Here is a 20,680-nt window from a genome sequence, read left to right as displayed (position 1 = left end):
ATCTTCATGGACCCTCAGCACAAGAATCGCACGAATGAAAAAATGCCTGTTTTGGCTGTTGTTGCTTGGCATCACTTGCTTCTCGCCCCTCCAGGCCAGTGAACGGACACGTGATCTGCCGGAGAAGGTGGTATTGCAGTTGCGCTGGCTGCATCAGCCCCAGTTTGTGGGCTATCACATGGCCAAGGCCAAGGGGTATTACGCCGACGTCGGTCTGGATGTCGAGATAAGGCCAGGTGGCAAGGGAATAAGTCCGGTTCAGGAGGTGCTGGCCGGACGCGCCGACTTTGGCGTCGGCAACACCGAGGTGCTGACCCACTACGCCCAGGGCAAGCCACTGCTGGCGCTGGCCAGCGTCTACCAGCACTCTCCCTCCATCTTCCTGGCACGCCGCGACAGCGGCATTCTCACCGTTGCGGACATGCGTGGCAAACGGATCATGATGTTTCCGGGTCATCAGGATGCCGAACTGCTGGCCACCCTCTACTATCAGGGGCTTCACGAGCGCCAGCTCATCCCGGTACCCACTTCGGTCAACATCGACGATCTGATCGCCGGCCGGATAGACATCTTCAACGCCTATCTGAGCAATGAGCCCTTCTATCTGGAAGAGCGCGGCATCTCGGTGTCCGTCATCAACCCTCGCAACTACGGCATCGATTTCTACAGCGACATTCTCTTCACCACCCAGGCACAGGAGCGGCTCAATCCGGAGCGGGTAGCACGTTTTCGTGCAGCCAGCCTCCAGGGATGGCGCTATGCCCTCACCCACCCCGAGGAAGCCATCGCCCTGCTGCGCACAGAGTATGGCGTCAACCGCAGTCAGGCCCACATGGAATACGAGTTGCAGATGAGCAAGGAGATGATCCAGCCGCTCTATGTGGAGATCGGGTATATGAATCCGGATCGCTTCGCTCACATCATGCAGCAGCTGGTCGAGATAGGCCTCCTTGCCAAACCGGTCTCCCTGACCCGTTTTCTCTATCAGGTTCCCTCAGAACAGTGGAGCTTCTGGCGTCCATGGTTCCTGCTGAGCCTGGGTGTTGGTGGTCTCATCCTGCTGCTCTCCCTCTATCTTCTGATGAGCAACAAGCGGCTCAACCAGGAAGTGGCCCTGCGCAAGCAGCGAGAGCAGGAGATACTGCAACTGGCCCGCCTCGATCCCCTTACCGGGCTGCCCAATCGCCTGAGCCTGATGGAGCAGTTGAAACACCAGGTGCAAAGCGACAATCCGGGCTGCCTGCTGTTTTGCGATCTCAATGACTTCAAGCGCATCAACGACAACTTCGGCCACAGCCAGGGGGATGCCATCCTCTGCCAGCTGGCCCGACGGATCCACGACGCCATCGGCCACCAGTGCTATTTTGCCCGCTTGGCGGGGGACGAGTTCATCCTGCTGCTGCCGGGCTACGATATCCGTCAGGCAGAGGAGGTCACCGCCGTGATCCGCCAGGCCATGCAGGCCCCCTTCGTGGTCAATGACCAGCCGATGCAGGTGGGCATCAGCATCGGCGTCAGCCACTACCAGCATGACTGGAGCCCGGAGCAGTGGCTCATTCAGGCCGACAGGGCCATGTATTGTGACAAGGGCGGCCGCGTCATCACGCTGGCGGAGCAGTCCGGCTGACTGGTTCATCTCCCGGCACACAGAGCCGATACCCCCATGAAACCAATAAACAGGAAGGCCACCCCAGGGGTGGCCTTCCTGCATTGCATGAGTCTGACCGCTCTTACCCGAAGGTCTCCCCAGGGATATGAGCTGGCGAGCCTTGGTGAGCAGGATGTCGCTCGAAGCGTCCATGTCCTGCATCTTGTTGCTGTTGGTGTGGGAGTGCTGGGAGATGGCGTTGACGTTGCGGCTGATGTCCTCCACCACCGCCTGCTGCTCCTCTGCCGCCGTCGAGATCTGGGCCGAGAGGTCCACCACCCGTTCTATTTCCGCCAGCACCTGATGCAGGCTCTCTGATCCCTGGCGGGTCAGGGTCACGCAGGATTGGGTCTGTTGCAGGTTCTGCTGCATCATTCCCTTCCAGCCGTTCAGGGTACGCTGGATCTGGCCTATGCTGCTCTGGATCTGCTCGGTCGCCTTGTGGGTGCGCGTGGAGAGGGTTCGCACCTCGTCCGCCACCACCGCAAAGCCTCGCCCCTGCTCCCCTGCCCGCGCCGCCTCGATGGCGGCGTTGAGCGCCAGCAGATTGGTCTGATCCGCAATGCCCTGGATCTCGCTCATCAGCACACCGATGCGGTCCGACTCCTCCGCCAGTGCCACGGCGGCCGTGAAGGCATGCTCTGCCTGGGTGGCCAGCTCCATCACCCTGTGCTGGGTATCTTCCAACTGCTGATCGGTGTGTTGGCAGTGCGCCTTGGCCTGGGCTATCTGGTTGTCCGTCTCCAGGATATTGCGGGCAATCTCGTGGGCTGTCGCCGCCATCTCGGTGATGGCCGTCGCCACCTGCTGGGTCTGGATATCCTGTTCGGCGATGTCGGCGCTCGCCTCGCTGGAGGCTGTTTTCAGATGCACCGCGAGATCCTGCAGGGAGAGGGTCGCATCGTCCACTCGTCCAAGGACGGTGCGGATCCTGGCCTGCAACAGCTTGATGTGGAAGTCTGCAATGGCACTGGCATCCTCCCCCGAATAGATGAGCCGGGTCAGGCTGTCATATTCGTCCGCGAGCTGTCGCAGATAACGGGGGGTAGTGATGAGGGTGTCACGATAGATCAGGGCCAGCCACAAGAGAGGCAACAGGGTGAACAACGGCCCCCAGGGCCCCATCAGATAGGCCCCCCCTGCCAGCATCAGCAAGACACCGATGATGGCCAGCCCGTGGCGCATCGGGCGCAGGCTCAATCCGCCCTTTCGCTCCCCCCGCTCCACGCTCTTCAATCTGGCATAGGTGCGCCCGGCCACGGCTTTCATCTCCGGCGCGGCGCGACTGCGGACCGACTGGTAGCCATTGATCCGCCCCTGCTCGAAGATAGGGGTGACATAGGCATCCACCCAATAGTAACGCCCATCCTTGCAGCGGTTTTTCACCATGCCGCGCCAGGGTTTGCCCTGCTTGAGCTTGCCCCAGAGGTCAGCAAATGCAGCCTTGGGCATGTCCGGGTGGCGAACCATGTTGTGGTGCTGGCCGATGAGCTCAGCCCGGCTGTACCCCGCTACCCGGCAGAAGTGATCATTGGCGTAGGTGATCACACCCTGCAGGTCCGTAGTGGAGACCAGCTGTTCATTGGCAGGAAAATCCACCTCTTCGTCGATGAGATGAACCTGGCTTTTCTTCATGGCGCACACCCCTTGTTTGATCACCCACTGAGCGTAGCCAAACGCCTACGGGCAAGCAACGCAGAGACCCAGTCGGGGAGGATGGCTGAGACACAATTTGCATCCTGTTTGACGCCGCGCAAGATTATGACCCCAAAAGACCAGGTTTGGCCAAAAAACACTCGGCATTTTCCCAGGTTCACCTCTCTCCCACACGATGCATCACACCAAAAAATGGTTCCAACGAGTCTGTGTTACTGGTGTTACCAGGGGCCCGTCAGGGGAGAGCACACTTGATACGACCTTGGACCTAAGCATAATTGACGTTAACGTAAACGTAGTGTGAGATGATGCCATTCACCCTACACATCCAGCAGACACGCACCCCATGAAAGGAGTCACCATGTCCAACCTCTCCCCCTCGGCCGGCAAGCGTTTTCGCACGGCCCTGGCCAACGAAAAGCCCCTGCAGATAGTCGGCACCATCAATGCCTACATGGCGCTGATGGCCGAGCGCAGCGGCTTCCAGGCCCTCTATCTCTCCGGCGCCGGGGTGGCGAACGCCTCCTATGGCCTGCCGGATCTCGGCATGACTTCCATGAATGACGTGCTCATCGATGCCGAACGCATCACTGCCGCCACCCAGGTGCCACTCTTGGTGGACATCGACACCGGCTGGGGGGGCGCCTTCAACATCGCCCGCACCATCCGCGCCTTCGAGCGCGGCGGTGTGGCCGCCGTCCACATGGAAGATCAGGTGGCCCAGAAGCGTTGCGGCCACAGGCCCAACAAGGCCGTGGTCAGCGTCACCGAGATGGTGGACAGGATCAAGGCGGCGGTGGATGCCCGCCAGGACGAGAGTTTCGTCATCATGGCCCGCACCGACGCCCTGGCGGTGGAAGGGCTGGGCTCGGCCCTGGAGCGCGCCGCCGCCTATGTGGAGGCGGGCGCCGACATGATCTTCGCCGAAGCGGTCACCGAGCTCGAGCAGTACGACCGTTTCAGGCAAGCGGCCGGGGTGCCGATCCTCGCCAACATGACCGAGTTCGGCAAGACCGAGCTGTTTGACAAGGAGGCGCTCGCCTTGCATGGCGTCGACATGGTGCTCTACCCCCTGAGCGCCGCCCGCGCCGCCAACCAGGCCGCCCTCAACGTCTATCAGACGCTTCGCCGCGACGGCCACCAGCGCGCCGTGGTCGACACCATGCAGACCCGGGAGTCCCTCTACGATTTTCTCGGTTACCACCACTACGAGCAGACCCTGGACAGGCTGTTCACCCAGGATCTTTCGACAAAGGAATAAGACGGCGACCGGCCGCCTTATGCTGGCGGCTGGCGCATCAACGGACTGAATGAGGAAACATGTGATGAGCGCCCTGCCCGAAACCACCGGCTTCAAGCCGAAGAAATCCGTCGCCCTTTCCGGCACCGCCGCCGGCAATACCGCCCTGTGCACCGTGGGCCTCAGCGGCAACGATCTGCACTACCGTGGCTACGACATCCTGGACGTGGCCACCAGCTGCGAGTTTGAAGAGATAGCCCACCTGCTGGTGCACGGCCACCTGCCCAATGTGGCGGAGCTCGCCGCCTACAAGGCCAAGCTCAAGGCCCTGCGCGGCCTGCCCACCGGGGTCAGGACCGCCCTGGAGCAGTTGCCTCCCTCCGCCCACCCCATGGACGTGATGCGCACCGCCGTCTCCGTTCTGGGGTGCCTGTCGCCGGAGAAGGACGATCACAACCACCCGGGCGCCCGGGACATCGCCGACAAGCTGATGGCCTGTCTCGGCTCCGTGTTGCTCTACTGGTACCACTTCAGTCACAACGGTAAACGCATCCATGTGGAGACCGACGACGACTCCATCGGCGGCCACTTCCTGCACCTGCTGCACGGGCACAAGCCACGCGACTCCTGGGTTCGCGCCATGCACACCTCTCTCATCCTCTACGCCGAGCACGAGTTCAACGCCTCCACCTTCACCGGCCGCGTCATCGCCGGCACCGGCTCGGACATGTACTCCTGCATCACGGGAGCCATCGGTGCCCTGCGCGGGCCAAAGCACGGGGGCGCCAACGAGGTGGCTTTCGAGATCCAGAAGCGCTACGAGAACCCGGACGAGGCGGAGGCCGACATTCGCGCCCGCATCGAGAAGAAGGAGGTGGTCATCGGCTTCGGCCACCCGGTCTACACCGTCTCAGATCCCCGCAACAAGGTGATCAAGGAGGTGGCGCGCGAGCTCAGCCAGGAGCAGCACAACACCAAGATGTTCGACATCGCCGAGCGGCTGGAGTCCACCATGTGGGAGGCCAAGAAGATGTTCCCGAACCTCGACTGGTTCAGCGCCGTCAGCTACCACATGATGGGGGTGCCCACCGCCATGTTCACCCCGCTGTTCGTCATCGCCCGCACCTCAGGCTGGTCGGCCCATGTCATCGAGCAGCGCATCGACGGCAAGATCATCCGCCCGAGCGCCAACTACGTCGGCCCGGAGGATCTCCAGTTCGTGCCGCTCAAGGAGCGCAAGTGATGATCAACACGCAATATCGCAAGCCCCTGCCCGGCACACAGCTTGACTACTTCGACGCCCGGGAGGCGGTGAACGCCATCGCCCCCGGCGCCTGGGACAGGCTCTCCTACACCGCCCGCGTCCACGCCGAGAACCTAGTGCGTCGGTGCGATCCGACCATCCTCGGCGAGTGCCTCGGCCAGATAGTGCACAACAAGCGCGATCGCGACTTCCCCTGGTTCCCGGCGCGGGTGGTGTGTCACGACATCCTGGGTCAGACCGCCCTGGTGGACCTCGCGGGCCTTCGCGACGCCATCGCCGAGCAGGGGGGAGATCCCGCCCAGGTCAACCCCGTGGTGCCGGTGCAGCTCATCGTCGACCATTCCCTCGCCGTGGAGTGCGGCGGCTTTGACCCCCAGGCGTTCGAGAAGAATCGCGCCATCGAGGATCGCCGCAACGAGGATCGCTTCCACTTCATCAACTGGACCAAGCAGGCGTTCAAGAACATCGAGGTGATCCCGCCCGGCAACGGCATCATGCACCAGATCAACCTGGAGAAGATGTCGCCGGTCATCCACGCCGATCGCGGCCTCGCCTACCCGGACACCTGCGTCGGCACCGACAGCCACACCCCCCACGTTGACGCTCTGGGCGTCATCGCGGTGGGGGTGGGTGGGCTGGAAGCCGAGAACGTCATGCTGGGGCGCGCCTCCTGGATGCGGCTGCCTTCGATCGTCGGCGTGGAGCTCTCCGGCAAGCCGCAGCCCGGCATCACCGCCACGGACCTGGTGCTGTCGCTCACCGAATTCCTGCGCCAGCAGAAGGTAGTCGGCGCCTACCTGGAGTTTCGTGGCGAGGGCGCCGCCGCCCTCACCCTCGGCGATCGGGCCACCATCTCCAACATGGCACCGGAGTATGGTGCTACCGCGGCCATGTTCTTCATCGACCAGCAGACCCTCGACTACCTCAAGCTCACCGGCCGTGACGACGAGCAGGTCAGGCTGGTGGAAACCTATGCCAGGGAGGCCGGTCTCTGGGCCGATGCCCTGGCGAGCGCCCAGTACGAGCGGGTGCTGCACTTTGACTTGTCGAACGTGGTGCGCACCCTGGCGGGCCCCTCCAATCCCCATCGCCGCCTGCCGGTATCGGCATTGGCCGAGCGCGAAATCGCGGTGGACCTGGACAAGGCTCGTGCCCAGGAGGCTGACGGCCTCTTGCCCGATGGCGCCGTCATCATCGCCGCCATCACCAGTTGCACCAACACCAGCAACCCGCGCAACGTGATTGCCGCAGGCCTGTTGGCCCGCAACGCCAACCGGCTCGGCCTGATGCGCAAGCCCTGGGTCAAGTCGTCCCTGGCCCCCGGCTCCAAGACAGTCGCCCTCTACTTGAAAGAGGCGGGACTGGACGAGGAACTTGAGCAACTCGGTTTTGGCGTGGTGGCCTTCGCCTGCACCACCTGCAACGGCATGTCCGGTGCCCTGGATCCCGCCATCCAGCAGGAGATCATCGAGCGGGACCTCTACGCCACGGCGGTGCTGTCCGGCAACCGTAACTTCGATGGCCGCATCCACCCTTATGCCAAGCAGGCGTTCCTCGCCTCCCCGCCCTTGGTGGTGGCCTACGCCATCGCCGGCACCATCCGTTTCGACATCGAGAAGGATGTGCTGGGAGTGGTGAACGGCCGCGACATTCGCCTCAAAGACATCTGGCCGTCGGATGAAGAGATCGACGCCGTAGTCAAGGCCTCGGTCAAGCCGTCCCAGTTCCGCCAGGTCTATATCCCCATGTTCACCCTCGAGGAAGACCATGGCCCCAAGGTGGCGCCCCTGTACGACTGGCGTGCGCAAAGCACCTATATCCGTCGCCCGCCTTACTGGGAGGGGGCACTGGCGGGCGAGCGCACTCTGCGCGGCATGCGGCCCCTGGCGCTGTTGCCGGACAACATCACCACAGACCATCTCTCCCCTTCCAACGCCATCCTGCCCGACAGCGCGGCGGGGGAATACCTGGCGAAGATGGGCCTGCCGGAGGAGGACTTCAACTCCTACGCCACCCACCGCGGCGATCATCTGACCGCCCAGCGCGCCACCTTCGCCAACCCCCAGCTGGTCAACGAGATGGCGGTGGTGAACGGCGTGGTGCAGAAGGGGTCCCTCGCCCGTGTCGAGCCGGACGGCAAAGTAATGCGGATGTGGGAAGCCATCGAGACCTACATGGCACGCAAGCAGCCCCTCATCATCGTGGCCGGTGCCGACTACGGTCAGGGCTCGTCCCGGGACTGGGCGGCCAAGGGGGTGCGCCTTGCCGGGGTGGAGGTGATCGCGGCGGAAGGCTTCGAGCGCATTCACCGCACCAACCTCATAGGTATGGGGGTGCTGCCGCTCGAGTTCAAACCGGGTACCACCCGCCTCACGCTGGGCCTCGATGGCACCGAGACCTATGACGTGGTGGGAGCACGCCAGCCGCGCACCGATCTCACTCTGATGATCCGCCGCCTGAGCGGCGAAGTGATCCAGGTGCCCATGACCTGCCGCCTCGACACCGCCGAGGAGGTCTCGGTCTATGAGGCGGGTGGCGTGCTGCAACGCTTCGCCCAGGATTTTCTGGCGTCGACCGCGCAAAAGGCCGTGAGCTAAATCGCAACTCGCTCCACCCCTTTGAAAAAGGGGAAGGCATAAGGCACCCTCTCTCTTTGGGAGAGGGTTGGGATGAGGGGACATCCCCCACATCCGCCCTTCGGGTACCTTCTCCCAGAGGGAGCAGGATCTATGACTCTTTTCAGGACACTCTCTATGGCCCACATACCACAAGTCAGAATTCCGGCCACCTACCTTCGCGGCGGCACCAGCAAGGGGGTCTTCTTTCGCTTATCTGACCTGCCCGAGCGCTGCCAGCAGCCGGGCCCGGCACGGGATGCCTTCTTCCTGCGGGTCATCGGCAGCCCCGATCCCTACGGCGCCCATGTCGACGGCATGGGGGGCGCCACCTCGTCCACCAGCAAGTGCGTGATCCTCTCCAAGAGCAGCAAGCCCGATCACGACGTGGACTACCTCTACGGCCAGGTCGCCATCGACAAGGCATTCGTGGACTGGAGCGGCAACTGCGGCAACCTCTCCACCGGCGCCGGGGCCTTCGCCATCCACGCCGGCCTGATGGACCCGTCCCGCATCCCGGAGAGCGGCACCTGTGAGGTGCGGATCTGGCAGGCCAATATCGGCAAGACCATCCTCGCCCACGTGCCGGTGACGAACGGCCAGGTGCAGGAGACAGGCGATTTCGAGCTGGACGGGGTGACCTTCCCCGCCGCCGAGATCGTGCTGGAGTTTCTCGACCCGTCCGACGAGGGTGAAGACGGCGGCGCCCTCTTCCCCACCGGCAATCTGATAGACGAGCTGGAGGTGCCGGATTCTGTTGTAAAGAGCGGCACCTTGAAGGCCACCCTGATCAGCGCAGGCATCTCCACGGTGTTCGTCAACGCCGAGGACATCGGTTATGAAGGCACCGAGCTGCGCGAGGCGATCAACACAGACCCGCAAGCGCTCGCCCGTTTCGAGGCGATCCGGGTTGCCGGTGCCCTGCGCATGGGGCTCATCAAGCGCCCCGAAGAGGCGGCCACTCGCCAGCACACCCCGAAAATTGCCTTCGTCGCACCCGCCAAGGATTACCGCACCGCCAGCGGCAAGGAGATTATTGCCGGCGAGATCGATCTGCTGGTGCGGGCCCTCTCCATGGGCAAGCTGCACCACGCCATGATGGGCACCTGCGCCGTGGCCATCGGCACGGCGGCGGCCATTCCCGGCACCCTCGTCAATCTGGCCGCCGGGGGCGGCGAGCGCGAAGCGGTGCGCTTTGGTCACCCCTCCGGCACCCTGAGAGTCGGAGCCCAGGCAGAGCAGGTCGCGGGACAGTGGACGGTCACCAAGGCGGTGATGTCCCGCTCCGCCCGCATCCTGATGGAAGGCTGGGTGCGGGTCCCTGGAGATACCTTCTAGCCCGCTGCGGCATCACACCGACCGGCCAGCCAGACGAAAAGAGCCCCAAGGCGACTGCCTCAGGGCTCTTTTTTGGATGTTTCAGGCTGTGAAAATCACATCATCATTGCGGTCTTGCCACACACTCCACCTTTCTTGGCACATTGTGCTTCGCGTCCCCGCCGATGAGCCGCTTGACCTGCCCTGGTGGGCAGCGACCGTCATCCACATAGGCGGTCTCCCCAAGGGGCAGCCTGCCTGGGGGCGGATCCTGACTCAGATAGGTGACGGGAATGGGCGCAGGCGCAAACCCACCACACCCCGACATCAGGAGTGCACCGCACCACAGGGCCAGCATGCCTCCCCTCTTTCCTGCAACCGCCATCGCTCACTCCCTGCCTCTATCGGGGCACCGACCCAGCGCCCCTCGTTTCGGCAGTCTACCCAGGGATGGCGCCGGACCGACACCCGTCTCCGGCGCCGTTGTGACGATTCCAGACACAGGCAAAAAATCGGCTTTTCACGGCTTCGACCCGTAGTAGTGGGCCAGCAGGGCATCGGCCTCGTCCACGGGGATCGCCATCTGCGGCCAGCGCGCGGCCTTCTCCCTGATGTCCCGCAGGCTCCCCAGCTCCGGGCGCAGTGCGCTGCCGAGGTGGCGGTTCAGGGCATCAAAGCGGGCGATCACCCCCTGTCGGCTGAAGTGCCCGGGCGCCAGATCCAGCCGATAGCCCTGAAACAGCCACTGGAGTCCCTGATAGACGGCGGGGTGGTAGACGCTGTGGTGATCCTCCTCCTCGAAGTAGCGGCTGGTGACGTTCAGGTTTGCGCCGGGCGCTGCAACTACCTGCCGCGCAAACTGCTGCAGGCGATCCCGGTGAAACGCCGAGCGCCCGAATCCCGGGGTGAAGGGGTTGTTGGCCACCGCCATGAACAGCGAGGAGGCGTGCTTGAGCGGCCCGGTCAACTCCGACGCGATGCGCTCGTAATTGCGGGGGTAATCGAACCAGAGGCTGGCGTCGATGGCGATCACCCCCTGGAACTGGCCGCCGTCTTGCGCCTGTGCATCGAGTGCCAGCAGGCCGCCGAGGGAGTGGCCCACCAGCAGGGCCGGCGCCTGGGTCCGAAACCTCTCCTCGATGAGGGGGCGCAGTTCCTCACTCAGATAGCGCAGGAACCGGGGCCCGCCCCCCGTCACGGCATAGCCGGGCCCCGCCGGTGCCCCATTGGGCAAGGTCATGGTGTGGCTCGGGGTGTAATCCCGCATCCGGTCGGTGTTGTGCACCGCGACGATGATGAGGGGGGGGATAGCCGGATTGAGCCCGGCCCGCAGGGCCCGGGTGATGCCGACAACCTCCAGCAGGCTCTTCTCCCCGTCGAGCAGATAGAGCACGGGGAACCGAGCCCCGGGCTCGCGTTCATATTCCTGGGGCAGGGAGACGCTGTATTGCCGCGTCTCCCCCAGCAGGGCCGAATGGTGGGTGAAGCGCTGGGCGTAGTGGAGCATGTCTGCCTGGGCAGAAGAGAGTGTGATCATGATGAGCAGCAGGGTGATGAGTCTTGTCATTGGATGAACCAGGATTGTGTCGCCAGCCTTGGGGATCCCCCGTAGGGCGGCGCACAGAGACGACAGCAGGGCCCGCAGGCCCTGCTGTCGTCGGTCGTTACAGCTTGTAGGTGAAGCCTGCCATCAGGTTCGCCGGCTCGCCGTACATGTTGAAGGTGCTGGTGGAGCCGACCCGGTAGAAGTACTCCCGGTCGAGCAGGTTGTAGAGGTTCAGGGTCACCTGCATTCTGTCGTTGATCTCGTAACGCACCGCCGCATCGAACAGGGCATAGCCCCCCTGATGGGTCTCGACCCCCTTCTGGTTGAAGCCGTAGTCGCTCACCGCCGTCATTCCTGCCCCGAGGTGCAGCCCCTGCACCCAGTCGGCCAGGTGGTAGTCGGTCCAGAGCGAGAGGGTGTGACGGGGGATGGTGTCGAATTTCGGGTTGTGATCCCCGGCCTTCTCCTCGATGTCGGTGAAGGTATAGCCGGTCATCACCATCCAGTTCTGGCTGAGATAGCCGCTCGCCTCCAGCTCCACCCCTTGCGTCTCCACCTTGCCGGTAGCCCAGTAGGTGTTGGTGATGGCAATGCCCTGATCGTCGTAGGCCTGGGCCGCGATGTTGTCGTCCTTCATCAGGAAGAGGGTCGCCCGGGTATTGAGCAGGCCGTCACGCAGCGAGGACTTGATGCCGGTTTCCCACTGGCTGCCCTCCCGGGGCTTGAGCAGGTTGCCGCTCTCGTCCTGGCTGGTCTGGGGCTTGAACACCTTGGAGTAGCTGGCATACCAGGCGTGTTCGTCGCTCAGGTCATAGACGGCCCCCGCGTAGGGGGTGAGCTTGCCGTTGAACGCACTGGACTCGCCACTCTGGGCTCCGGAACTCAGGGTCGTGCTGACGGCATCCAGATCGTACCAGGAGACGCGGGCCCCAGTGATCACCGCCAGCGGCTCCAGCAGACGCCAGGTCACCTTGCCATACAGACCGAGCTCCGACTGCTCCTCATGGTCATTCTTGGTGTAGCTGTAGTCCGGCTTGGCGACCCGGGTCGGGTCGAAATCGAACACATTGATCTTGCCGAGGTTGCGGTTGGTGTAGGTCTGGATGTCCGACTCGTAGCGCTTGTAGTCGGAGCCCAGCACAAACTCGCTCTTGTGCCCCAGCAGATCGAACATCTGACTGTAGTTGGCATCGAAGGCCATGTTCTTCTGCTGGTTCCCCTGGCCGTTGAACATCAGCCCGGTGTTGCCCGCCGCGTCCACGGGGCCGTTGGTGAAGGTCTGCTCCAGCCGCATGTCGTGATCCATGTAGCGGGCCGAGACCTGACCCGCCCCGCCGTTGGCAAAGGCGTGTTGCAGCGAGGCCCCCACATCCGTGGTGTCGGCGTCGAAGAAATCTTCAGCCGACCCCAGGTAGGTGCTGCGGCCGATGTCGAGCAGGGAGCCGTCCTTGTACGCCGGCAGGCCGTTGGTGGGCAGGATGTCCTTGGTCTGGTGCAGGGCGTAGACGGAGAGGCGGGTGCGATCCGAGAGATCGAACTCCAGGGTGCCGTAGTAGGTACCGTTGTCGTTGTTGTTGTAGTCCACCTGGTTCTTGATGTCGGCGTTGGCCACCACGACGCGGCCGCGCAGGGAACCCTCGTGGTTGAGTGCGCCCCCCATGTCCGCCTCCAGGTAATGCCTGTCCCAGCTGCCATAGCGCGCCGTGACCGAGCCCTTGAAGGCGTCGGTCGGACGCTTGAGCACCATGTTGATCACGCCCCCCAGCTCGCTGGTGCTGTTGAAGAGGCCGGAGGGGCCCCGCATGATCTCCACCCGATCCACCGCCGCCAGCGACGGCAGGGTGCCGTACTTGCTCTGCATGGGCGATGGCAGGCCGTTGAGGTTCACTTCGTCGTACTCATAGCCACGGGAGAAGATGGAGGAGCGACCGCTGTCATTGACCAGGGTGCGCAGACCCGGCGTGAACTTGGCCAGATCGTCCACCGCCACGAAGTTGCGCTCCTCGATGTAGTCGTTGGTCAACACGGTGATCGACTGGGGGATGTCTTTGAGGGCCGCCGGCGTCTTGGTGCCGACGGTGGCCGAGTCGACCCCATAGCCTCCCGTCTCCTCCGACGGCGACATCCCGTAGAGTGGATTGCCATAGACGACCAGGGTTTCGTCCGGCTTGATGTCCGGTGTGTGTGCCCCTGCTGGGGCGGCAACGGTGACGGCCAGAGCGGCAGAGATGGCCAGAGCCAGCAGGCTTCGCGCTTTATCCTTCAAGACAACCATAGTAAGAGTGACCCCAAGATAGAGATGATAATCATTTTCATTTGATTTTCCGGGGGCTAATATATCACTCCATCTTCCGCCGCAGTTTTGCGGTGTGGTCATTTCACTCTTCGACATGGTCAAATTGCACATGACTGACACAGTGGCAAGGGACACCAGCGCACGCCAACGGGGGCGCTTCACCGGCAGGGTGGAGAACCTGGTGATCCAGGAGGGTCTTCGCTTTCACAACAAGGACATCGTTCACAAGGCAGACTTCGCCACCGAGCGGGAGTTGCCGCCGCAGTTGATCATCGCCATTCCCCTCGAGAGCCGGGCCCTGATGACCTATGGCGCCACTCACAGGCTCAAGGGGTGTCGCTTCCACGAGTCCGACCCCATAGTGGCAACCGCCATCCTCTATACCGAGCCCGACATCGTGCAGGGGGCGGCCAAAGCCCAGGTGCGCAGCCGCAGCATCGTCCTCTCCCTGGACCACACCTGGCTCGCCCACAACCTGGCACAGGCGCATCGCAAGGCTTTCACACAGACCTTCAGCCGCCATCTGAGCCGCGTCGACTGGACCCTGCCCGCTGCCCTTGGACAGATTGCGGAAGCGCTCAATCTCACCAGCAGCCAGAACGCCTCCGAGATGCTGATGCGCAAGGCCTTTGCCCTCAGTGTCTGGGAGAGCCTGATGACCAACCTCCAGCAGGCCGCCTCCCCCTGTTGCCAGCGCCAGAACGAGCAACCGACGCGCCTCAAGATGCTGCTCAGGGATGAAAAAGTGGACGAGATGACCCTGACCGAGATCGCGGCCACCCTCGGCATGAGCGTCTCCACCTTGCAGCGGGCCGCAAAAAAAGAGCTGGGCATGAGCCTGCAGCGCTACCTTCGCCAGCGAAAGCTGCAAGAAGCGCGGGCCAGGCTGGAGGCGCGCAGTCTCTCTCTGCAAGGCGCCGCCGCCCACGCCGGCTATGACCATGTGGCCAATTTCATCACGGCGTTTAGAAAGCAGTTCGGCTTCTCGCCGACGCGGATCGCCAGACAGGGTAAAGAGCAGGAGCAGGCGCCCTCTGCAACGCCTTGAGCCTCCTTGTTCATGCGCAATACATCTTTGCTCTGGGATAGTAGGCACCACGCAGGTGGGGTGGCGCTTGAAATCAGCGCTCGTCATCCACACATTCAGTGCATACAATGCGTTAACGAAGCACAACTGGTCGCTTCACCCCGGAAATCAAGAGGACATCAAGATGGATACCCGTTCTATCTACACTGGCACCCAGGGTGCCGTGCGCGACACCAACAAGGTGCTGCGCAACACCTACATGCTGCTCTCCCTCACTCTTGGCTTCTCAGCCGTGGTAGCCGGGGTAGCAACCGTCATGAACATGCCGCCCCTGCACTGGGCCGTGTTCCTCATCGGTGTCTACGGCCTGATGTTCCTGACCGAGAAGAACCGTGACAACGGCATGGGGCTGGTGTTCACCTTCGCCCTGACCGGCCTGCTAGGCTATAGCCTCGGCCCCATCATCAACATGTACATGAACAACGGCGGCGGCGAGATCGTGATGACGGCGCTGGGCGGTACTGCGCTCACCTTCTTCGGCCTGTCTGCCTATGCCCTGACCACCAAGCGGGACCTCTCCTTCCTCGGCGGCATGCTGTTCGTCGGGTTCTGGGTACTGCTGGTTGCCATGGTCGCCAACATCTTCCTGCAGATGAGCGCCCTGAGCCTGGCCCTGTCCGCCATGTTCATGCTCTTCTCCTCCGGCGCCATCCTGCTGACCACCCAGCAGATCGTGCGCGGCGGCGAGACCAACTACATCTCTGCCACCGTCACCCTGTATGTCTCCATCTACAACATCTTCCTGAGCCTGCTGAGCCTGCTTGGCGGCAACCGCAACTGATGGATGCTTGATATGCACAAGACCCCGCTTCGGCGGGGTTTTTATTGGCGCCCATTTCTGTCAGGATAAGTTGCAAATCAAGGATATGAAGCGAAGTGGCCCTGATCCAAATCAGGGCCGTTTCGCTGTCGACGGGTTATGCTGTCGCTTTCGTTTCGCTCAAGGGTTGCCTTCATCCCATGCCCATGGACTTCTCAGGTTTATTGCGCCGTCTGCTGACCGACAGCCACATCGATTTCACCTCGTTCAAGGGTGGTGCCTAGCATGCCGATGGATTTCTCCGGCCTGCTGCGCCGGCTGCTGACAGACAGCCACATCTATTTCGCTCTCAAGGTCCTGCTCGCCATCGCGGGGCTGCTCGCCTTCGCGCTGGCTACCGGTGACATCCAGCTCACCGTGCTGCTCTCCCTCGGGGTGGTGGCCGGCGCCATCGCCGAGACCGACGACAGCCTCTGGGGCCGGGTCAAGAACCTCGCCATGACCCTGATCTGCTTCCTGTTTGCCTCATTGTGCGTACAGTATCTCTTCCCCACCCCCTGGCTCTTTGCCATCGGGCTCGCGGGCTCCACCTTCCTCTTCGTGATGGTGGGTGCCCTCGGCCAACGCTACGCCACCATCAGCTTTGGCTCCCTGCTGATTGCCATCTACACCATGCTGGGGGCCGCCAAGGCGCCGGATCTCTTCTATCAGCCGCTGGCCCTGTGCGCCGGGGCCCTCTGGTACGGCCTGGTGTCCCTGGTCTGGCTCTGGCTGCTGCCCTACAAGACCCTGCACGAGCAACTGGCCCAGAGCTACTTCGCCCTCGCCCGCTACTTGCAGGAGAAATCCCGCTTCTTCCCGGCCGACGAACACGGCGCCCAGGCCATCCGCCACAATCTGGCCCAGCTCAACATCAACCTGGTCAATGCCCTGAACCAGGCCAAGACGGCGCTCAATGCCCGTCTTCATGCCCCCGGCCGCCACGGGGTGGCCCCCGAGCTCGCGGGCCTGCTGCGCCTTTACCTGCTTGCCCTGGAGATCCAGGAGCGGGCCACCTCCAGCCACTACCCTTACAGCAAGCTGGAAGCAGAGCTCAAGCAGGGCATCGTCCTCGACGGCTTCCAGGAGGTGCTGTCACAGCTTGCCGACGCCTGTCAGCAGCTTGGCTACGCCATCCTGGTGCACAAGCCCTACACCCACCACAAACGCATTCACTGGACCCTGGAGGCCCTCGGCGATCAGCTGGAGTTCACCCACCTCAAGCAGCACTACCCCAAGACCCTGCTGACACCGATGAAGTTCCTGCGTCGCAACTTAGCCAGCATCAACCAGTTGCTGCAAAGCGCCGAAGAGCTGCAAAACCCCGCCGCGCCGCCCACCAGCCTGCCTCCCCTGGCACGGCCGGTCGCCCTGCCCTTGCTGGCATTGCTCAGGCAGCACCTGACCCCGAACTCCATGGTGTTTCGCCATGCCCTGCGGCTCTCCCTCGGGCTGGTAGTGGGCTATGGCATTCTGCAGGCGTTTCACCTGGACAAGGGGTACTGGATCCTGCTCACCGTATTGTTCGTCTGCCAGCCGAGCTACAGCGCCACCCGCCGTCGTCTGGTGCAGCGGATGCTCGGCACCTTCGCCGGTATCCTCATCGGCGTGCCCGTGCTCTGGTTCTTCCCCGAGCTGCACCTGCAACTGGGGATCATGGGGCTTGCCGCCTTCCTGTTTTTCACCCAGGTGCGCAGCAACTACAGCGCCGCCGTCTGCTTCATCACCCTCTACGTGCTGATGGCGTTCAACCTGCTGGATGGCATCGGCTTCGCCATCCTGGGACCCCGCCTGCTCGATACCCTGCTCGGCTGCCTGCTCTCCTACGCCCTGGTGGCCTGGCTCTGGCCCGACTGGCAATACAAGCGGTTGCCGACCCTTATCGCCAACTCCCTGTCCGCCAATGCGAAGTACCTCTCGGCGGTACTCGCCAGCCTGCATCGCCAACGGGATGAATCCCTGGACTACCGGGTGGCCCGCAAGTGTGCCCACCTCGCCGACAGCGAGCTGGCCATGGCCTGGCAGAGCATGCTGGTGGAGCCGAGCAAGCGCCGCCGCTTCCTGGATCTCTGCTTCACTCTCACCTGGCGCAACCATGCCCTGCTCTCCTATATCTCGGCACTCGGGGCCCATCGCGACAAACTCGAGCCCATCGAGGGGCTGGAGGAGATAAGCCGCCACATCAGCCAGACCCTGGAGCAGGCCGCCGGTCACCTGGCGGGGCAGATGCCGACGCCGCTCGCGGGAGCCTGTCCGGCCATCGCTCCGGAGAGCAGCGAGGAGCAGCTGATGCTGAGCCAGCAGCTCTCCCTCATCAGCCAGTTGGCAGACGAGCTGTTGGTGCTGGCCAACGACGGCCAGTTGCTGACAGGTCAGGGTCGAACCTAGCCGGACATAGCCGCCGGGCCGATCCCGCCCGAGGCAGGTGCCAAGCGCCGCCCCGGTTGCCGGGCGGGACGCAAGGCGCTACCATGCCCGCCCCATTGAGATAGCCTTTTCGAGGAAGCGTCATGTCCGAGCCACATCATTTGCAGTTCAACGGCCAACTCATCGAGACCGATGCCCAGGGCTATCTGCGCCACAGCGAGCAATGGAGCGAGGCGCTGGCCCTGGTGCTGGCCGAGAAAGAGGGGATAGTGCTGGAGGATCCCCACTGGGAAGTGGTGCGTTTCGTACGGGCCTTCTATCTGGAGTTCAACACCTCCCCCGCCATCCGCGCCCTGGTCAAGGCGATGGAAAAGCAGTACGGCCCGGAGAAGGGCAACAGTCGCTACCTCTACAAGTTGTTCCCGGAAGGCCCCGCCAAGCAGGCCACCAAGATCGCAGGCCTCCCCAAGCCGGTGAAGTGCATCTAGTCCTCCTCGGCAGCCCGATAGCCCGATAGCCACACTGCCTCCCCCGTGTTGGACACAAAAAAAGACCGCGCCCATGTTGCCATGAGGCGCGGTCTTTTCATTTCATCGTCCTGTCAGGGGTTGTAGGCCACCACGGAGCCGCTCAAGCCTGTCATCTGACTGATCCGGCTCTGCATGCCCTGCAACTTGGCCTTGGAGACATCCGGCCCGATGAAGACCCGGTTGATCTGCCCCTGCACCGGGGTTCTCGGCGACGTCTGGGCCGAGTAGCCCGCCGCCCTCAGCTTGCTCACCAGGGCATTGACGCTGTCTGCATTCTTGAAGGCGCCAAGCTGCAGGATCCAGCTCCCCTGAGCCGGGGCTGCTGCCGGTGCCGTAGTCGGCTGGGCCATCTTGCTCGCGATGAGATCATCCATGGTCTTGATCTGGCCCGCCTGTGGCTTGGCCTCCACCGGTTTTTGCACCTCTACCGGCTTGGTTGGCACCGGCTTGGGTTTGGGCTGCTCCACCGGTTTCTTGGCGATCACTTCCGGCTTGGGCTCGGGTTTGGGCTGGGGCTTGGGTTGCGCCACGGCCTGTACCGGCTGCTGCTGGGTGATGGGAGCCTGACTGGCTCCCGCTGGATTGGCTCCCCCCTGATTGGCCAGGGTCACGGTATCGCCAATCTCCTCTACCTGCCACTGGGTCGCGGCAGAGGCCTGCTGCTGACTCGCCAGATGCTCGGCCGGCAGGGTGCTCGCCGCCGAGACCTGAAGCGCAGGTTTGGCGGGCTCCAGCTCCGGACGCAGGGGGATCTTGGCGAAGGCCTCGTCCTTCTGCTCCAGCTTGTTGCCGTCCATCAGGTCCGGCAGAAAGATGACCACCAGGGCGACCAGGATGACGGTCCCCACCAATCTGTTTTGAAACTTCGAAGCCAAGTTAATTTCCACCCATGTTACTTAGGATCCATTGCAATCTTGCACACTTCGCAAAGAACGCCTCCCCTCACGCCGGCTGGCGAAGCCGGGTCCCTCGCCACCCACTTGGCCTGAAAGGGGATTATCCAGTGCAAAACCCGGCCCGTCGTCACGATGACGGAGCCAGGGGAGCGAACGGCTCAGACCGCGCTCAGAGCCAGCACGTCGGCGACAGTGTAAAACGAGCCGAACACAATGACCATATCGTCAGGACTCGATGCGGCCAAGGCGGCGCCGTAGGCATCCCCCACGCAGGCAAAGGTGAGCGCCACGCCCCGGCCGCTGCCAAGGGCCGTCGCCAACTGGTCGGCCGTGGCCGCGCGCGGGCCGTGGAGGCTTGCCAGGAACCACTCGTCAATCAGACCGTCAAGCTCGGCCAGCGACCCCGCCATGTCCTTGTCCTTGAGCATGCCAACCACGGCGCGGCGCTTGCCCTTGCCGGGGCGCTGACGCAGCTGGCTGGCGAGATAGGCGGCAGAGTGGGGATTGTGGGCCACGTCGACGATGACCAGCGGCGAGGTTTGCAACTGCTGCATCCGGCCAGCCAGGCGGGCATTGGCCAGGCCGTCGCGGATGGCGGACTCCGCCAATGGCAGACCGAGGGACTCCAGGGCCGCCAGCACGGTGACCGCATTCATCAGCGGCAGGGCCGGTTTGGGCAATCCCGACCAGTGGTGCAGGCCGTGATAATCCCAGTCACCTTCATGCTCGTCACCACGAAAATCGATGCCGACCTGACGCAGGCAGGCGCCGAGGCGCGCCGCTTCGCTTGCGATGGTCGACGGCGGATTGGGCTCCCCGCTGATGGCGGGTTTACCTTTGCGATAGACGCCGACTTTCTCCACCGCCACCGCCTCCCGGGTATCCCCGAGCCAGTCGCAGTGATCCAGGGCAATGGAGGTGATCAGGGCGACGTCGGACTCCACCACATTGGTGGCATCGAGCCGCCCCCCCAGCCCCACTTCCAGCAAGAGCACATCGGGCGCGGCGCGGCGAAACAGCCACAGACCCGCCAGGGTGGCGAACTCGAAGAAGGTGAGGGCGATGTCGCCCCGGGCGGCTTCCACCTCGGCAAAGGCCGCGCAGTGATCGCCATCGGCCAGCTCCTGGCCATTGACGCGCACCCGCTCGGTAAAGCGCAGCAGATGGGGGGAGGAGTAGACACCGACCCGGTAGCCGGCGGCCATCAGGATGCTGGCCGCCATGGCGCAGGAGGAGCCCTTGCCGTTGGTGCCCGCCACCGTGATCACCTTGAACGGCAGTTCGGTGAGGCCCATGCGGCGGGCAACCGTGCCGACCCGCTCCAGCCCCATGTCGATGTTGGCCGGGTGGATCTGCTCCAAATAAGAAAGCCAGTCGACCAGCGACCGGCTTTGGGATTGTTGCATGTGTGAACTCATC

General features: G+C 63.4%; 15 protein-coding genes and 1 pseudogene. 10 read left to right on the top strand and 6 right to left on the bottom strand.

Features of this window, described 5'->3' with window-relative positions; genetic code table 11:
- Window positions 1-34 precede the first annotated feature (34 nt).
- On the top strand, window positions 35-1,627 hold the full coding sequence (locus C3418_RS08650) for a GGDEF domain-containing protein (protein WP_069785205.1): 1,593 nt from the start codon (window positions 35-37) through the stop codon (window positions 1,625-1,627).
- A gap of 105 nt (window positions 1,628-1,732) precedes the next feature.
- Here C3418_RS08650 and C3418_RS08645 read toward each other — a convergent pair.
- Window positions 1,733-3,283, bottom strand: a pseudogene (locus C3418_RS08645) (methyl-accepting chemotaxis protein); the annotation flags it as partial.
- A 382-nt stretch (window positions 3,284-3,665) separates the two neighbouring features.
- Between C3418_RS08645 and prpB the strand changes: the two are divergent.
- The 4 genes from prpB to prpF all read left to right on the top strand — a co-directional run bounded on the left by prpB (window position 3,666) and on the right by prpF (window position 9,761).
- Window positions 3,666-4,565, top strand: coding sequence for a methylisocitrate lyase (gene prpB / locus C3418_RS08640; protein WP_052814557.1), 900 nt, complete (start codon window positions 3,666-3,668; stop codon window positions 4,563-4,565).
- Window positions 4,566-4,629: 64 nt separating this feature from the next.
- Entirely contained in the window at window positions 4,630-5,787 is a 1,158-nt protein-coding gene (gene prpC, locus C3418_RS08635; RefSeq protein WP_010675128.1) for a 2-methylcitrate synthase, read from the top strand.
- Window positions 5,787-8,405, top strand: coding sequence for a Fe/S-dependent 2-methylisocitrate dehydratase AcnD (gene acnD, locus C3418_RS08630; RefSeq protein ID WP_219812688.1), 2,619 nt, complete (start codon window positions 5,787-5,789; stop codon window positions 8,403-8,405). The genes prpC and acnD overlap by 1 nt, the downstream gene beginning before the upstream one ends.
- A 156-nt stretch (window positions 8,406-8,561) precedes the next feature.
- Window positions 8,562-9,761 carry a 2-methylaconitate cis-trans isomerase PrpF gene (gene prpF, locus C3418_RS08625; RefSeq protein WP_103858307.1) on the top strand — a complete coding sequence of 400 codons (1,200 nt, stop codon included), beginning with the start codon at window positions 8,562-8,564 and terminating at the stop codon, window positions 9,759-9,761.
- 103 nt (window positions 9,762-9,864) lie between these two features.
- Here the strand turns inward: prpF and C3418_RS08620 are convergent, their stop codons facing one another.
- The 3 genes from C3418_RS08620 to C3418_RS08610 form a co-directional block, all read right to left on the bottom strand.
- Entirely contained in the window at window positions 9,865-10,125 is a 261-nt protein-coding gene (locus tag C3418_RS08620) for a DUF6719 family protein (protein ID WP_103858306.1), read from the bottom strand.
- 135 nt (window positions 10,126-10,260) lie between these two features.
- Window positions 10,261-11,307, bottom strand: coding sequence for an alpha/beta hydrolase (locus tag C3418_RS08615; RefSeq protein WP_103858305.1), 1,047 nt, complete (start codon window positions 11,305-11,307; stop codon window positions 10,261-10,263).
- 97 nt (window positions 11,308-11,404) lie between these two features.
- Window positions 11,405-13,561: a TonB-dependent siderophore receptor gene (locus C3418_RS08610; protein ID WP_103858304.1), complete on the bottom strand. Its 2,157-nt coding sequence runs from the start codon at window positions 13,559-13,561 to the stop codon at window positions 11,405-11,407.
- 130 nt (window positions 13,562-13,691) lie between these two features.
- On the opposite strand from C3418_RS08610, the gene C3418_RS08605 reads away from it, so the two are divergent.
- From C3418_RS08605 to C3418_RS08590, 5 genes are all read left to right on the top strand, one after another.
- Entirely contained in the window at window positions 13,692-14,630 is a 939-nt protein-coding gene (locus C3418_RS08605; protein ID WP_223932020.1) for an AraC family transcriptional regulator, read from the top strand.
- A 163-nt stretch (window positions 14,631-14,793) separates the two neighbouring features.
- A complete protein-coding gene (locus C3418_RS08600; RefSeq protein ID WP_010675134.1) occupies window positions 14,794-15,450 on the top strand; it encodes a Bax inhibitor-1/YccA family protein in 657 nt (218 codons plus the stop codon).
- Window positions 15,451-15,545: 95 nt separating this feature from the next.
- A complete protein-coding gene (locus C3418_RS24355; protein ID WP_158656303.1) occupies window positions 15,546-15,713 on the top strand; it encodes a hypothetical protein in 168 nt (55 codons plus the stop codon).
- A 1-nt stretch (window position 15,714) separates the two neighbouring features.
- Window positions 15,715-17,856 carry a YccS family putative transporter gene (yccS, locus tag C3418_RS08595; protein ID WP_103858302.1) on the top strand — a complete coding sequence of 714 codons (2,142 nt, stop codon included), beginning with the start codon at window positions 15,715-15,717 and terminating at the stop codon, window positions 17,854-17,856.
- A 122-nt stretch (window positions 17,857-17,978) separates the two neighbouring features.
- Window positions 17,979-18,323: a TusE/DsrC/DsvC family sulfur relay protein gene (locus C3418_RS08590; protein ID WP_039038798.1), complete on the top strand. Its 345-nt coding sequence runs from the start codon at window positions 17,979-17,981 to the stop codon at window positions 18,321-18,323.
- A gap of 113 nt (window positions 18,324-18,436) precedes the next feature.
- Here the strand turns inward: C3418_RS08590 and dedD are convergent, their stop codons facing one another.
- Window positions 18,437-19,240 (bottom strand): cell division protein DedD, encoded by an 804-nt coding sequence (dedD, locus tag C3418_RS08585; protein ID WP_029314728.1) that lies wholly within the window; start codon window positions 19,238-19,240, stop codon window positions 18,437-18,439.
- Between the two features lie 179 nt (window positions 19,241-19,419).
- Window positions 19,420-20,679: a bifunctional tetrahydrofolate synthase/dihydrofolate synthase gene (gene folC / locus C3418_RS08580; protein ID WP_164882630.1), complete on the bottom strand. Its 1,260-nt coding sequence runs from the start codon at window positions 20,677-20,679 to the stop codon at window positions 19,420-19,422.
- Window position 20,680: the final 1 nt, after the last annotated feature.

Source organism: Aeromonas sp. ASNIH8 (assembly GCF_002919855.1).
GTDB classification, from domain to species: domain Bacteria; phylum Pseudomonadota; class Gammaproteobacteria; order Enterobacterales; family Aeromonadaceae; genus Aeromonas; species Aeromonas caviae.
The sequence above is the reverse complement of the archived record's forward strand: the minus strand, read 5'-3'. Positions and strand labels throughout refer to the sequence as shown.